The sequence below is a fragment of the Uruburuella testudinis genome, assembly GCF_022870865.1.
GTDB classification, from domain to species: domain Bacteria; phylum Pseudomonadota; class Gammaproteobacteria; order Burkholderiales; family Neisseriaceae; genus Neisseria; species Neisseria testudinis.
The window spans coordinates 1,301,769-1,316,687 of record NZ_CP091508.1 but is presented as its reverse complement, the minus strand read 5'-3'; the positions used below and the strand labels follow the sequence as shown (position 1 = coordinate 1,316,687).

Genomic DNA, 14,919 nt, shown 5'->3' with positions numbered 1-14,919 from the left:
CTCGGAAACTCATTGATTAAAAGGAAATCATCATGCAAACTTTCACCCTGAATAACGGCATTGAAATGCCGGTAACCGGCTTTGGCGTGTTTCAAATCCAAGATAAAGCCGAATGCGAACGCGCGGTGCTCGATGCCATCGACTGCGGCTACCGCCTGATCGACACCGCTGCTGCCTACCACAACGAAACCGAAGTGGGCAACGCCCTGCGCCAAAGCGGCATTGCCCGCGAAGCGTTGTTTATCACCACCAAACTGTGGATTAACGGCGCCAGCTATGAAGGTGCCAAAGCCCAATTCGAGCGCTGCCTCAACCGCTTGCAAACAGATTATGTCGACCTTTATCTGATTCACCAGCCCATCGGCGACGTGCACGGCGCATGGCGGGCGATGGAAGAGTTGCTCGAAGCGGGCAAAATCCGCGCCATCGGCGTGAGCAATTTCCACCCCGACCGCTTGGTGGATTTAAGCTTGTTCAACCACATCAGCCCGGCAGTTAACCAAATCGAAGCCAACCCGTTTCACCAGCAGCAAGACAACGTGCCGTTTATGCTTGAAAAAGGCATTGTGCCGCAAGCCTGGGCGCCGTTTGCCGAAGGTAAAAACGGCTTGTTTGACAACGAAACACTCGCCCGCATCGGCCAAAAATACGGCAAATCAGTGGGGCAGGTAATCTTGCGCTGGCTGTTGCAACGCGGTGTCGCCACGCTGGCAAAAAGCGTGCGCAAAGCGCGGATGGCAGAAAACATCGATATTTTCGATTTCGCCCTCAGCCCCGACGATATGGCGCTCATTCAAACGCTCGACACCGCCACCAGCCAGTTTTTCTCACACCGCGACCCGGCCATGGTGGAATGGCTGGCCAAGCAACACATGGACGTATAAGCGCTTGATAATCCGTTTGTGATGCCCATTCACAAAAATAAAACAACAACGCGGCGGGCCGAAGACAGCGGCCGGTTCTCCTCAAGCTCAGATGAGCCAACACCGTTAGCTTATTTTTGTGTATGGGCACAAGAGGGTTTTTGCATCTGAAAATTGCAGATGGCCTACTCTCTGCCGCCATCTGTATGTTCAGACACCGAAAACCGTTGTGCATTCGAATATCGGCAACCCGAAGGATAAAATAGCGCGGCAAACTCCTAAAACCCTAGGGTGTCATGACCATTCGACTTACGGGTGCTTTTTACCCCTGAAAGCGCATCTGCTGCGTTAAAAAGCCTCGCAAGATGCCCAATCTTGCTGCGTTTTTTGCCTGGCATCTGCATTTTCAGGAACAAAAATCCCCTCATAAACAACTTGTCCAGACACCCTAGGCTGTCATGACCATTCATATCTCATCATCTTTTTTGCGCTAAAAGCACATCTGCTGCGTTTTCAAGGGCAAAATACACCCTTAAATTGACACATCAGGACAGCCTAGCTATTTTAACTGACCAGCCTTAACACAAACGAGCCAACCATGACCATCGATTTCAACACCTTCCAATGGACCGGCCACCCGGCCGAGTGGGAAATTCAGAACCAGCAAATCCGCATCAAAACGCGCCCGCATACCGATTTGTGGCAGCGCACTTATTACCATTTTCAAAATGACAATGCGCCCTTGTTTCAGACGGCCAGTGCCGAAGCCTACTTTTCCTTCAGCGTGAAAGTTGCTTTTGACAGCAAACACCGTTTTGATCAGGCCGGCATCGTGGTTTATCTGGACAGTGAAAACTGGCTGAAAGCTTCGGTCGAATATGAAAATGCCGATTTCCAGCATTTGGGCAGTGTGGTCACCAATCAAGGCTATTCGGATTGGGCGACAACCGCCATCGATAGCGCCCACAAATCCATCTACTACCGCCTGAGCCGGCGCGAAGCTGATTTTTGTATCGAATCCTCTTTTGACGGCATCAACTTCAGCCAAATGCGCATTTGCCATCTGGGCAAGGCCGAAGCCGAAATCCGTTTCGGCATCTATGCCTGTAGCCCCGAGGAATCGAGCTTTGAGGCTGTTTTCAGCGAATTCGCTTTAACCGAATGCCGCTGGCCGGCGCATAACGGGCAAGCACCCGATTAGGGTGTCCTAAATATTGAGGCCGTCTGAAACCTGCCCGAAACATGCGTTCGACTATCCGCACGATTAGGATACCCTAATATTGAGGCCGTCTGAAACCCATTGCTACCCATTCACCAAACAGCCGTAACCATCAAGGAGTAATGTATGCGCAACAAAATCTTTACCACCCTATTGCTGGCGGTGTGCAGCCTGCCTGCTCCCGGTTTCGCCGCGCCCTTGTCGATTGAACAACAAGGCAGTTTTGCCGTGGGCGGCACAGTAAAAACCAGCCCCGGCACTTACACACCGGTTCCCGCCGCAACCGCAGGCAAAAGCAGCAACAACTTTTGGGACGTATACAACGCCTCGGTGCAGGCCGGCGGTCAAACCCTGCACGGCGATCACGCCAGCGTGTTTTACCAAATTCCGACCCGTGCCAAAGCGCACCCGCTGGTGTTTTTACACGGCTACGGCCAATCCGCACGCAGCTGGCAAACCACACCCGACGGTCGTGAAGGCTTCGACACGCTGTTTTTACGCAAAGGCTACCCGATTTATCTGGTCGACCAACCGCGGCGCGGCCAAGCCGGGCAAAGCACCGTAGCCGCCGAACTCGCCGCCGTACCTGACGATCAATTTTGGTACGCCCAATTCCGCATCGGCGTGTATCCGAACATGAATCCCGGCGTGGCATTTCCAAGCGACAAAGCAGCCCAAGCACAATTCTTCCGCCAAATGACCCCGAGCACCGGCGCATTTGACGTCGGCGTGATAACCGACAGCATGGTGAAGCTGTTTGACAAAACCGGCGGCGGCATTTTCATCACCCATTCCGCCGGCGGCGTGATTGGCTGGACAACCGCCATGGCAAGCGACAAAGTCAACGCCATCGCCGCCTATGAGCCGGGCAACTTCCCGTTTCCCGAAGGCGAAACGCCGCCGACATTAACAAGCCGCTTCGGCGATGTCGCCCCAATGAGCGTACCCAAAGCGCAATTTGACAAGCTGACCCGCCTGCCGATTGTGATTTATTTCGGCGACTTTATCCCCGAGCAATTAGACGGCACACAAGGCGGCGAGCAATGGCATGTGCGGTTGCAGTTGGCCAAACAATGGGCCGATGCGGTCAACAAACACGGCGGCGATGTTACCGTGGTCGAATTGCCTAAAGCCGGCATTAAAGGCAACACCCATTTCCCGTTTTCCGATTTAAACAATGCAGAAGTAGCGGAACATTTGGCGGGTTGGCTGAAGGCAAAAGGGTTGGATAACTAAACACCGCCGCGCCGCTTAACTTGCGGCACGGCTGGTGCAGATGCCGAAAGGGAATATTTACTTCCACAAAAACAGCAATATGATGATGTTATGCGCTTGCAGTTAAGCCAGAGCGGGTCGGATTCTCGAATCCGACATTTCCAACATGACCGTAATGCTTGGAAACAGCAGCAACATCACGCGCTTTGTCGGCTTCAAGCATCTGATCTACAGAGTGCATAACGCAAACTCCGCCCACGAAACCCTGCGCGTGCAAAGGCCGTCTGAAAGAAAATGCTTTCAGACGGCCTTTGCTTGTTTGCAGAATACCCATTCAAAAAAGCAAGCTGTTCAGGCTGCGAGCTGAAGACGGTACAGGCAGTACGGGGCTGATTGGCTTGGCGCTTGAACACCTTCAAGCTCAGGCATGCCCACGCCGCTAGGGTGTCCTGATGTGTCGTTTATGGAGGGATTTTTTCCTGAAAATGCAGATGCAAGGCAAAAAACGTAGCAAGATTGGGCATCTTGCGAGGCTTTTTAACGCAGCAGATGTGCTTTTATCACAAAAAAAGATGATGATGATATATGAATGGTCAGGATACCCTAGGTTATTTTGGTAAATGAGCTACTCTTGCCAGCCGCCGCCCAAAGCCTTATACAGATTCAGCAACATTTGCGCATTGGCCAATTGCGACTGCACCAGGTTATCGGCCATTTCTTCTTCATTCAAGCGTGCAGTCAGCGCGTCATCCAGTGTTTTATCGCCATAGCGGAACAGTTTTTGCGCATCGGCCGCCTGTTTGTCTGCCTGCCGGTGTGCCTGCCGCATCAGCGCATTTTGACGGCTGAGCGCATGCTGGCTCTGATAGGCGCTGTCTACCTCACTCAAGGCTTGCAACACGGTTTGGTCGTATTGCAGCAAAGCTGTTTGCAGGCGGGCATCGCTGGCGGCGATATTGGCTTTGATGCGGCCGTTGGTGAAAATCGGCATTTGAATGCCCAGGCTGAGCAAACTGCCCCAACCTTTCAGCGCGGGGGCGTCGCTGTCGATTTCGATGCGGCCGCCCTGCCCCAAAAAATTGATGCTGAAACGCGGCAGCAAATCGGCTTTGGCGCTGGCGAGCTTGGCCGCATAAGCGTTAACCTGCGCGGCACGGGCGCGGATGTCGGGGCGGCGCTCGAGCATGCCTTGCGGGGTTTGACCCGATGGGGCGGCAGGCGGCCGGGCAAGCACGTCTACGCTGCTTTCAGGCAGGGTAAAACGCTGCGGCACCTGCCCGACCAACACGGCAATGCTGCGCACATAGGCATCATATTCGGATTGGATGGTGCTTTGTTTGGCCTTTACCGCCGAAAGTTTGCTTTGCACATCGCCCACTTCATAAGCCGTCACATGGCCGGCCTGAAAGCGCCCCTGCACATATTGCTGCATGCGCGCCAGCGTGGCCACGGTGCGCCCGGCATTCTCCAGGCGCACGGCGGCGGCGCGGGCTTTGAAATAATTTTCGGCAATATCGCCGGCCACCAGCATCTGCGCGCCGTAAAGCTGCTCTTGCGCACCCAATGCCGCATAGCGCGCGGCATCGGCATCGCTGCGTTTGGCGCCGAAAATATCCGGTTCCCACGAAGCGGAAATACCGCCGATAAGGCTGTTGCCTTTAATATCTTGACGGCTGTCGGCCATACCGGCTGTTGGCGGAAACTGGCCGAGCACATTGCGGGCGCTTTCACTCAAAGGGTTTTCCAGCTCACCGCGCATGATACCCGCCGAGCCGCTCAAACCTGCCTGCGGCCCCAAATCGGCACGTGCCATGCGGCTGGTGGCACGCGCTTCATTCAAGCGGCTGACGGCAATCTGCACATCGTGGCTCTGCTGCAAGCCTTGCTCAATCAAAGCGCTCAACACCGGATCGTGCCAGTGTTGCCACCAACGGCCGATTTGGGCGCTGCCGCTCGCCGCTTCGGCTTGACTGAACTGCTGCGGCACTTCGATTTGGCTGTCGAGCGGCACCGTGGTGTTTTGGCAGGCCGCCAAGGCAAAGGCGGCAATCAAGCTGAACGATAGGGTTTTCAAACAGGTTTTCATGGTTTTCCTTTTTCAGACGGCCTGTATCAAGTTTGCATAACAACAGCCGTATCCGCGATGCGGTTGTTTTCAGACGGCCCGGGCAGGCACAATCTATTGAAGGGAATAAATTTTGTGCGGCGTATGCGTTTTTCAGGGGCAAAATACACCCATAAATCGAATGGTCAGGACGCCCTAACCCTGCTGCTCCAGCATCTTGCGGAAGCGGAACAATGCCAGCACCAGAAACACGGCGCCGGTCACCCCCATTACCAGCAATTCGGGCCACACAATATCCATGCCCGCGCCGCGGTAAATCACGTTTTGGGCAAAGCCGGCAAATTGAGTGGTCGGCCAATATTCGCTGATGCCCTGCGCGGCATCGGGCATATTGCTGCGCGGTGCGCCGGAGCCGGAAAACAGCAGCAACACCACAAACACCGGCAGCATCAGCAGGCCGAACTGCGGCATGGTGGGGGCGATGGTGGCCAGCATAATGCCCAGCGCGGCAATCGAAAACAGAAACACGCCCACGCCCAGCGCATACAGCGCCAGCGAGCCGTTGATGGGCACGCCGATGAGTTTGTGCACCATAAACCACATCGAAAGCTGTGAAGCGGCCAATATCACGGTGCCGTTGGCCAACACTTTGGCCATCATGATTTCCACCGCCCGCACCGGCATCACCAGCAAATGCTCGATGGTGCCGCGTTCGCGCTCGCGTATTACCGCCGCGCCCACCAACACCAGCGTGAGCAGGGTAATCATATTGCCCACTTCCATCACCGGCATATACCATTCGCTCAGGCTGTTGGGGTTGAACGACACATTGATCACCGGCTGCACCGGCATCATCGCCGCCGCGTTGTTTTGTTGCAGAAAATCACTGATCTGGCGCTGGAAAATCTGCATCAGATACGATGAGCCGACACCGGCCTGGGTCATGGTGGTGGCATCAATCAGCAATTGCACTTCGGGTTTGCGCCCGGCCAGCACATCGCGCTCGAAACCGGCCGGAATATCGAGCACAAAAATATAATCGCCCACATCCATCGCCCTATCGATTTCCTCGCGCTTGATGTCGGCCGGCGGCTTGAAATACGGCGCCTGAACAGCATCGCGGATCTGATGGGAAAGCATCGAGCGGTCGCCGTCGATAATCGCCACGGTGGCATTTTTCACATCGCTGCTCACCCCTTTGGCGACCGAATAAATCGAAGCGGAAAACACAAACACAATCATAATCACCAGCATGGGATCGCCAAACAGGCTGCGCCATTCTTTTAAGGTGAGATACCAAATATTTTTCAGGGTGCGCATTTTATTTCTCCTGCTTTTTGAGCAACAGGCAGGCTGCCAGCAACATCAGACAAAACGCCGCCGCCAGCACCCAAAATTCCTGCTGCAAATCCGCCGGGCCCAGCCCTTTGGTAAACGTGCCCACGCTGATGCGCATATACCACGAAGCGGGAAACAGCGTGCCGATCCAATAGGCCGCCCCGGTCATGGTGGAAATCGGGTAAAGAAAGCCGGAATAATTGATGGTGGGCACCAGCGTGATGATGGCGGTCACAAAAATTGCCGCCACCTGCGAGCGCACAAAGCTCGACACCAGCAATCCCAACGCGGTCGATACGCACACAATCAGCAGCGTCCCCACACTCAGCGCCAAAAACGAGCCTTTAAACGGCACTTGAAACCAAAACAGCATCATCAGCATCAGCGCGGCAAAATTCACCATGCCCACCGCGATATAAGGCAGTTGTTTGCCGATTAAATATTGTGGCACGCTGGCGGGCGAGGCATACAGATTGGCAATCGAGCCGATTTCGCGTTCGCGCACCACACCGATGGCCGTCATCATTGCCGGAATCAGCATCAGCACCAGCATCATAATGCCCGGCGCCACCGCATACATGCTTTTGAAATCCTGATTGTAGAGAAAGCGCGCCTCAATATCGGCAGCCGGCTGCAAATCAAGCGGCAGGCCGGTGGCACGGATTTGGTCTTGCGTGTAGCGGGTGAGGATGCCGCCCACATAAGCTTTGATATTTTCAGCATTAAACGGTGCCGTGCCGTCGATATAAAAGCCCACTTCCGGCTGGTCGCCGCGCAGCAGATCGCGGCCGAAACCGGGCGGAATATCAATCACCAATTGCGTTTGCGCGCTTTTCAACACTCGGTCGACATCGGCATCTGATTGCAACGGCGGCTGTTCGACAAAATAGCGCGAGCCGGAAAAATATTCGGTGAGCGCCCGGCTGTGGCTGCTCTGGTCGCGGTCGAGCACGGCAAAGCTGAGGTTTTGCACATCAAACGAAATGCTCCAGCTCAAAGCCGCCATCAGAATCACCGGCCCCAGCACCGCAAAAAACAAGCGGATTTTATCGCGCAGCAATTCCTTGCCCTCGCGCATGGCAAAGGTAAACACGGTAGCGAGCCAGTATTTGAGCGAATCAGTGTGCTGTGTTGGGGTTTCAGACGGCCTGTTGGATATATTCAGGCCGTCTGAACGGTCGGATGCCGATGGTTCAGATTCGGGTGCCGCCGCTTCCACATGCGCCGCGGCCGATACTGTTTCAAGCGCATGATTTTGTATATTTTTTTCAGACGGCCTGTTGGATATATTCAGGCCGTCTGAACGGTCGGATGCCGATGGTTCAGATTCGGGTGCCGCCGCTTCCACATGCGCCGCGGCCGAAGCTGTTTCAAGCGCATGATTTTGTGTATTTTTTTCAGACGGCCTATTGGATATATTCAGGCCGTCTGAACGGTCGGATACTGATGTTTCAGATTCAGATGTCGTTATTTCCACATGCGCTGCGGCCGAAGCTGTTTCAAGCGCATGATTTTGTGTATTTTTTTCAGACGGCCTGTTGGATATATTCAGGCCGTCTGAACGGTCGGATACTGATGTTTCAGATTCAGATGTCGTTATTTCCACATGCGCTGCGGCCGATTCTGTTTCAAGCACATGATTTTGTGTATTTTTTTCAGACGGCCTGTTGGATATATTCAGGCCGTCTGAACGGTCGGATGCCGATAATCCGGCAGGCGGTTTAGCAACAGCGTTGCTTTCGGTTGCAGGTGTTTGCCCGCCTGTGACAGGCCCGCCGGCCTGCCGATCGGCACGAACCACCCGGGCGGCTTGCGCAGCTGCGCTTTCGGCATTTTCGGTAGCAGGTGTGTGCGGGCTTTGCCGCCCGTTATCCGGTGCGGTTTCAGACGGCCTAACTTTCATACGGCCGTCTGAACCTGCGGCATTTTCTGCTTGCTCGTCTTCCAACAGATATTGCACAAATGCTTCTTCCAAATCCGGCGCATGCTGTTTTTCGGTCAGCTCGGCAGGGGTGCCCACCGCCAACACACGGCCGCGATGCATAAACGAAATGCGGTCGCAGCGCTCGGCCTCGTTCATAAAATGGGTGGAAATAAACAGGGTGATTTTATCTTCGCGCGAGAGCTTGAGCAGATGGCGCCAAAACATATCGCGTGCGGCAGGGTCGACGCCGGAAGTGGGTTCATCCAAAATCAGCACTTCGGGCTTGTGCAGGCAGGCGGCGGCCAGTTGCAGGCGCTGGCGCATACCGAGCGAAAGATCGGCGGGTTTGGTATCGGCCACTTCGGCAAGGTCAAACTGCACCAGCGCATCTTCCAGCGCCTGCTTGGCTGCCGCGCCTTCCATGCGGTAAAGCTGGGCGTGCAGCTCGAGATTGCGGCGCACCGTCAGCTCTTCATACAGCGAAAACGCTTGCGACATATAGCCTACGCGCATGCGTGTGCTCATGCCGCCGGCATCAATCGGTTTACCCAGCAGCTCGGCCTCGCCCTCGGTGGCAGGCAAAAGGCCGGTGAGCATTTTCATGGTGGTGGATTTGCCGCAGCCGTTGGAGCCGAGAAAGCCGAAAATTTCGCCTTTTTCGATGCAGAAGCTCACATTATCGACAGCGGTAAAATCGCCGAAACGCTTGGTCAGCCCGTGCGCTTCCATGGCCGGCGGCGAATCGGGATCAGGCTTGAACGGCGTGAGCGCCAGCCCGCCCGAACCCTGCTGCTTTTCAGACGGCAACATCTTGATATAGGCTTCTTCCAGCGTTTTCACACCGTATTCCTGCATCACTTCCTGCGTGGGTTTGTTGACCAACAGCCTGCCGTCGTCCATGGCCAGCAAATGTTCGAAACGCTCGGCTTCTTCGATATAGGCGGTGGCCACGATAACGGTCATGCCGTCGATTTCGCGGCGCAAATCTTCTACCAACGCCCAAAACTGGCGGCGCGACAAGGGGTCGACACCGGTGGTCGGCTCATCCAAAATCAGCAAATCGGGGTTGTGCACCAACGCGCAACACAGGCTCAGTTTCTGCTTCATGCCGCCTGAAAGTTTGCCCGCCGCGCGGTCGGGGAACGGCGCCAGGCCGGTGGCATCGAGCAGCCGCTGAATCCGTGCTTGGCGTTCGGCGGCATTCAAGCCGAACAAACGCGCATGAAAATCGATGTTTTCATACACCGACAAAGTCGGATACAGATTGCGCCCTAAACCCTGCGGCATAAAAGCGATGCGGTGCGATAAATCCTGCCGCGCCTGCTTGTCGGCCATATCGCCGCCGAGCACTTCCACCGTGCCCTCTTGAATGATTTTCACCCCGGCAATCAGCGACAGCAAGGTTGATTTGCCCACACCGTCGGGGCCGATCAAGCCTACCGTCGCCCCCGCAGGCAGCGTAAACGATACTTCGCTCAGCGCTTCGATTTTGCCGTAGCGGTGAAACAGTTGGCTAACGCTTATAGCAGCGTTTTGAGTTGGGTTTGTCGGCATCTTTATCTTCTTTCAGACGGCCTCAGTTAACAATACCGGTCGCAATATAAGAAATTCAAACCGTGTGGATAAACATCAGCAGCAACGCGGGGGGAATCTGCGGTTTGCTGCCCGCTGCCGAACCCTGCCGCAGAAAAAAGCGCCGTTGCCGCAATCCGCCGGGTTTCAGACGGCATCAAGCAGCTTGGCGCTTGATGCTTCGGACAAAAGTGAACATTTAAGCCGCCATCATTTTTCAGACGGCCTGCACATGCGCCAACAAAGCCCGAATATCCTGCGCCTCATAAACCTTCATCCCGCTTGAGGCCGTCTGAAACGCTTGCAGCATAGCCTGTGCCAATTGCGGCGTGGGCAACGGGCGCTGGCTTTGCAGCAAACCCACACGGTTCAGCCCTTGCAATATTTTGCCGCCCCACACTTCCGCCGTGCGCCTGCTGTTGGGGCGCAGCAGCAGCGGCGGGCGGAAAATCAGCAGGCGGGCAAAGCCCAGCGCCGCTACATCGGCTTCCAACTGCCCTTTCATGCGCGGATAAAACCAACGTGCTTTCGGGTCGGCCTGTGCCGACGACACCAACACCAGCGTGCCCACACCGTTTGCCTGCGCCGCCTGCGCCACATCATATTGCGCCTGATAATCCACCTGCCATTGCGCTTCTTGGCTGCCCGCCGCCTTCAGCGTGGTGCCCAAGCAGGAAAACAGCACATCACCCCGCAACTTATCGCACCAGCCGGCCACATCAGCAAAATCTACCACATGCACATGCAGTTTTTCATGCTGCACATCGGGCGCCCGGCGCACAAATACATCGACACGGCTGAAGTTTGCATCAGCCAGCAGCAACGGCAGCAATGCCTTGCCCGTAGCACCGGTGGCACCGATAAGCACAACTTTCATCACATTCCTTTTTTCAGACGGCCTTTGTCGGCAAAGCTATGATTTTGACAAACTCAACCGCCTGTCAAACCCGGGGCTTCATCTATCAACCTGATTGTGCCGCGCTTGTTCAGACGGCCTCAAATACTGCTTGCCAACAGCAAGCCGGCACCGATATCGACAATGGTGCTGCTGAAATTTTTATCTGCTTCCACCAGCGCCACAAATTCCTGCATTTCTTCAGCATGCGATAACGCGTTATCCACCGCCAACAGGCTGCCGGGCTTGGTGAGGATGCGCTGCAAATCCGGCCAATAATCGGCATAGCGGCTGCGGTCGGCATCGAGCAGAACCACATCGTAATATTTCTGATACGCGCGTAAAAATTCGCCCGCATCGCACACTTCCATGCGCACATAATCATCGAGCTTGGTTTCGCGCAAATGCTGTTTGGCCGCTTTTTTGCGCGCCTTGTCGATTTCCAGCGTGCGCAGCGAACCGCCGGTATCGCGCACGGCATCGGCCAGCCATAAAGTCGAATAGCCGTTAGAGGTGCCCACCTCCAACACCTTGCGCGCCTGTTTCGCCCGCACCAGCAAGGCCAGCAGCGCGGCGCTGTCGGGATGCAGATTGCGCCAACATTGCGCCCGCTCGTTTTGCGCCTCATCGTGTGCGCGGCTGTCGGCGTAGTGTTGTTTCAAATAGGCTTTTAACTTGGCTTTCATGTGTTTCTCCAAAACAATGCAGGTAAAGCTTGAATATATTATTTTTATATGACATTACTGCATCAGGCCGTCTGAAAACAAACCTGCACCTGATTGTGAAACACCGTTTGCCTGCCGCCGGATAAGCGCCTGTTTTCAGACGGCCTGATTCAATGCGGCAGCTTTACCGCCAAATTTTCCGGCCATTGAGCCTGCTTATCCAGCCGCACATAGCCGTTGCCGGTGAGGCCGCCTTTGAGCAGGCCTTTGTATTGCAAGGCAGTGTCGGCGGGCACTTTCAACTTCACTTTAAACATCAGCTTTTCACGCTCGCTTTGGGTTTCTACCGACTTGGGCGTAAACTGGGCATCGGTGGCAATAAAAGTGATGCCGGCCGGCCAGACCGCATCCATGCCGTCGAGCACAATCCGCGCTTCATCGCCCACTTTCAAACGGCTGATTTCGGTAGTGGGCAGAAACACCGTCATCGATACATCGCGCGGGTCAAGCAGGCTCACCACTTTATTGCCGGCGCCGATTACATTGCCCACTTCGGCGATTTTGTATTCCACCCGCCCGGCAATCGGCGCGCGGATGGCCATATCTTCATTTACCGAGGCGGCTTGGTCGATTTGCGCCTGTGCTGCGGCCACGGCAGCTTGCGCTTCGGCACGGGCGGCGCGGGCGGCGCTCACCGAAGCGGCAGCGCTGTCGCGGGCAGCGCGGCGCTTGGTCACTTCGGCGGCCGACACCAATTCATCGCGCTTGAGGTTTTGCGCATTGCCGAGCTCCATTTGCGCCACTTTCTGCTGCTGCTCATAAGCCTTGATTTCGGCATCGGCACGAGCCACCGCCTCTTGCGCACGCTGTTTCTGCGCCTTGGCGGCATCCAATTGGCTGCTGCTGGTATCCGACGACAATTCGGCCAACACATCGCCTTCGGCCACTTCACTGCCCTCGTCCACCGGCATCGCTTTCACCCGCCCGGCATACAGACTGGCCACATCAAAACGGTTTAATTCGAGCCGGCCGTTGCTCTGCACAAAGCCTTCGGGCAAACCGCTTTTATTTTGCTGCTGCCAGTAATACCAGCCGCCGGCGGCCAATGCGGCCACCACCGCAATTGCTATGATTTTTTTCATACTTGTTCCTGTTGTTTGGCTGACGATTCCAAGGTTGTTCTGAGCCTGTGTTTAGGAGGGGATTTTTGCCTCGGGAAACAGCGCGGAAAGTGCCCAATCGATGCGGCGGTCTATTGCGGCATCTTCGATAATTTCAGACATATACGCCCCCAAATCTGCGGGTAAAACATCCATTTCGCGCATGCGGGTGCCGATGACCATCGGCGCGCCGACGGCACCGAGCAAATACGCCAACCGGTGCACCTGCTCGGAAACCGGCAATGCCCGGCAGCGGTTGAGCAGCGCCATCAGCTGTTCATGACGTTCCTGGAAATGGCGGTGCCAAAAATCACGCACCACCGCCACACCTTCACCGCTGTCGGCAAACGCCCGCTGCACCCAATCGAGATTGTCGCGCAGACAACGCACCTGCTGCCGCAAGATTTCGCGCAGATGCAAAAAAGCATCTTCCGTATCTGCGCCGGACAAAGTCAAACGGCCGAAAGTGCGCTGATATTGATGCACCAACACTTCCGCCACAAACGCATCTTTGCTGGCAAACACATGATGAAACATACCCGGGCTCACCCCCGCTTCGGCCGCCAACAAGCGCACCGAAAGCTTGGCATAGCCGTATTGCGGATACAGCTTCAAGCCGGCGGCAATCAATTGAGCACGGGCACTATCTGACATTTTCAGGCCGTCTGAACATATTGGACAAGTGTCCAATATACCTAAAGCGTTTTGGGTTGGCAAGTAGTCACCTTAAAAATCATTAAGATTTAAGGCATAGCGGTTCAGCTGACAGCCATTCACAAAAGTAAGCCGGCAAGGCGCCGAAACACTAAGCCGACCGGTTCTGCAAACGTATGCCGCTTTGTCAGCCTATTTTTGTGAATGGGTATGAAATATTTGATGTTTCAGACGGCCTCATCTGTCTGCCGGATGCGTATCCTTGATGTGTGTCTTTGATGCGCCCGCGCTGATTGTTTCATACAAACAAAAACCGCTTTCAGACGGCCTGTATGTTTTATCAGGCCGTCTGAAAGCGGTTGTTATCTTAAGCGGTTTAAAAATTAAAATGGTACGTATTGAGTCGGGTTGACCGGCTTGCCGTTTTGGCGCACTTCGAAATGCAGCTTGGTGCGGTCGGCATCGCTGCTGCCCATGCGGGCGATGGTTTGGCCGCGCTTCACGGTTTGGCCTTCTTTTACCAGCAGGCTCTGGTTGTGGCCGTAGGCGGTCAGATAAGTGGAATTATGTTGCACAATCACAAGATTGCCGTAACCGCGCAAGCCCGAGCCGGCATACACCACTTTACCGTCGGCAGAGGATACCACGGCCTGACCGGCGGTGCCGGCAATATCCACGCCCTTATTGCTGCCGCCGAAATTGGCAATCACGTTGCCGGCGGTGGGGCGCTGCCAGGTAATGCCGGCCACGCTGCGGGTGGCGCCCGACACGGTGGGCGTGGTTGCGGGTGTGGTTGCTGCCGGCGCTGCCGGTGTGGTCACCACCGGTGCGGCGGCGGTGCCGGCAGGCGCAACATAACCGGCAGGTTTCACGCGCAGCACTTGGCCGACACCGATATTGTTATCAGCCAGATTGTTCCAGGCGCGCAGGTTGTCTTGGGTGATGTTGTAGCGTTTGGCAATATTGTAAACGGTGTCGCCGCGAATCACGGTGTGGGTGGCGGCATTGATGTCGACAGGGGCGTTAGACGGTATATAGGCGCCGCCGCTGCTTGCCGGCGGTGTGTACGGCACTGCTGTGTCTGCACCGGCCGCATTCGGATCATACGGGGTAGCGCCATACGGATTGCTTTGCTCAGCCGGGGCAGTTGCCGCACCCGTGGTCGTGGTGCCTGCCACAACGGGGGCTGCCGGCTGTTGGAACCACGAACAGGCGCCCAGCATGAGAATCAGGGCTGCCGAGCCGGTACGGAATGCGGTTTGTTTTAACATATTCATCTTACCTTCTGTCTGGTTTTTATATGGAATTGGGGCATATCATAATCAAACTATGCCCTGCTCTCAAGTCTT

Annotated in this window: 12 protein-coding genes; 3 read left to right on the top strand and 9 right to left on the bottom strand. The window is 55.5% G+C overall.

The features are described from left to right. Positions 1-32 precede the first annotated feature (32 nt). Complete coding sequence (locus LVJ83_RS06075; RefSeq protein ID WP_244787296.1) at positions 33-884, top strand: aldo/keto reductase; 852 nt, start codon at positions 33-35, stop codon at positions 882-884. Between the two features lie 257 nt (positions 885-1,141). Here the strand turns inward: LVJ83_RS06075 and LVJ83_RS06070 are convergent, their stop codons facing one another. After that, positions 1,142-1,291, bottom strand: a complete 150-nt coding sequence (locus LVJ83_RS06070) for a hypothetical protein (protein ID WP_244787294.1) — start codon at positions 1,289-1,291, stop codon at positions 1,142-1,144. A gap of 170 nt (positions 1,292-1,461) precedes the next feature. Between LVJ83_RS06070 and LVJ83_RS06065 the strand changes: the two genes are divergently transcribed. Together LVJ83_RS06065 and LVJ83_RS06060 are read left to right on the top strand one after the other, a co-directional pair. After that, the gene (locus LVJ83_RS06065; RefSeq protein ID WP_244787292.1) at positions 1,462-2,064 is read left to right on the top strand and encodes a DUF1349 domain-containing protein; all 603 of its coding nucleotides are present in this window, start codon (positions 1,462-1,464) and stop codon (positions 2,062-2,064) included. A gap of 144 nt (positions 2,065-2,208) precedes the next feature. Continuing rightward, positions 2,209-3,318, top strand: coding sequence for an alpha/beta hydrolase (locus LVJ83_RS06060; RefSeq protein WP_244787290.1), 1,110 nt, complete (start codon positions 2,209-2,211; stop codon positions 3,316-3,318). A gap of 604 nt (positions 3,319-3,922) precedes the next feature. On the opposite strand, the gene LVJ83_RS06055 is transcribed toward LVJ83_RS06060, so the two are convergent. From LVJ83_RS06055 to LVJ83_RS06020, 8 genes are all read right to left on the bottom strand, one after another. Then, entirely contained in the window at positions 3,923-5,383 is a 1,461-nt protein-coding gene (locus LVJ83_RS06055) for an efflux transporter outer membrane subunit (protein WP_244787288.1), read from the bottom strand. 174 nt (positions 5,384-5,557) lie between these two features. Next, positions 5,558-6,682, bottom strand: a complete 1,125-nt coding sequence (locus tag LVJ83_RS06050) for an ABC transporter permease (RefSeq protein ID WP_244787286.1) — start codon at positions 6,680-6,682, stop codon at positions 5,558-5,560. A 1-nt stretch (position 6,683) separates the two neighbouring features. Then, on the bottom strand, positions 6,684-10,178 hold the full coding sequence (locus LVJ83_RS06045) for an ATP-binding cassette domain-containing protein (RefSeq protein WP_244787284.1): 3,495 nt from the start codon (positions 10,176-10,178) through the stop codon (positions 6,684-6,686). Between the two features lie 235 nt (positions 10,179-10,413). Continuing rightward, positions 10,414-11,073 (bottom strand): NAD(P)H-binding protein, encoded by a 660-nt coding sequence (locus tag LVJ83_RS06040; RefSeq protein ID WP_244787282.1) that lies wholly within the window; start codon positions 11,071-11,073, stop codon positions 10,414-10,416. 119 nt (positions 11,074-11,192) lie between these two features. Continuing rightward, positions 11,193-11,777 (bottom strand): O-methyltransferase, encoded by a 585-nt coding sequence (locus LVJ83_RS06035; RefSeq protein ID WP_244787280.1) that lies wholly within the window; start codon positions 11,775-11,777, stop codon positions 11,193-11,195. A 149-nt stretch (positions 11,778-11,926) separates the two neighbouring features. Then, positions 11,927-12,898: an HlyD family secretion protein gene (locus LVJ83_RS06030; RefSeq protein ID WP_244787278.1), complete on the bottom strand. Its 972-nt coding sequence runs from the start codon at positions 12,896-12,898 to the stop codon at positions 11,927-11,929. Between the two features lie 51 nt (positions 12,899-12,949). Continuing rightward, entirely contained in the window at positions 12,950-13,570 is a 621-nt protein-coding gene (locus LVJ83_RS06025; protein ID WP_244787276.1) for a TetR/AcrR family transcriptional regulator, read from the bottom strand. 383 nt (positions 13,571-13,953) lie between these two features. Further along, positions 13,954-14,841 (bottom strand): peptidoglycan DD-metalloendopeptidase family protein, encoded by an 888-nt coding sequence (locus tag LVJ83_RS06020; protein WP_244787274.1) that lies wholly within the window; start codon positions 14,839-14,841, stop codon positions 13,954-13,956. Between the last annotated feature and the right edge of the window lie 78 nt (positions 14,842-14,919).

Coding starts and splice junctions, on each gene's coding strand:
- LVJ83_RS06055 (WP_244787288.1), bottom strand. CDS start 5,383: ATGAAAACCTGTTTGAAAACCCTATCGTTCAGCTTGATTGCCGCCTTT.
- LVJ83_RS06075 (WP_244787296.1), top strand. CDS start 33: ATGCAAACTTTCACCCTGAATAACGGCATTGAAATGCCGGTAACCGGC.
- LVJ83_RS06060 (WP_244787290.1), top strand. CDS start 2,209: ATGCGCAACAAAATCTTTACCACCCTATTGCTGGCGGTGTGCAGCCTG.
- LVJ83_RS06040 (WP_244787282.1), bottom strand. CDS start 11,073: ATGAAAGTTGTGCTTATCGGTGCCACCGGTGCTACGGGCAAGGCATTG.
- LVJ83_RS06030 (WP_244787278.1), bottom strand. CDS start 12,898: ATGAAAAAAATCATAGCAATTGCGGTGGTGGCCGCATTGGCCGCCGGC.
- LVJ83_RS06020 (WP_244787274.1), bottom strand. CDS start 14,841: ATGTTAAAACAAACCGCATTCCGTACCGGCTCGGCAGCCCTGATTCTC.
- LVJ83_RS06065 (WP_244787292.1), top strand. CDS start 1,462: ATGACCATCGATTTCAACACCTTCCAATGGACCGGCCACCCGGCCGAG.
- LVJ83_RS06045 (WP_244787284.1), bottom strand. CDS start 10,178: ATGCCGACAAACCCAACTCAAAACGCTGCTATAAGCGTTAGCCAACTG.
- LVJ83_RS06070 (WP_244787294.1), bottom strand. CDS start 1,291: ATGAGGGGATTTTTGTTCCTGAAAATGCAGATGCCAGGCAAAAAACGC.
- LVJ83_RS06025 (WP_244787276.1), bottom strand. CDS start 13,570: ATGTCAGATAGTGCCCGTGCTCAATTGATTGCCGCCGGCTTGAAGCTG.
- LVJ83_RS06050 (WP_244787286.1), bottom strand. CDS start 6,682: ATGCGCACCCTGAAAAATATTTGGTATCTCACCTTAAAAGAATGGCGC.
- LVJ83_RS06035 (WP_244787280.1), bottom strand. CDS start 11,777: ATGAAAGCCAAGTTAAAAGCCTATTTGAAACAACACTACGCCGACAGC.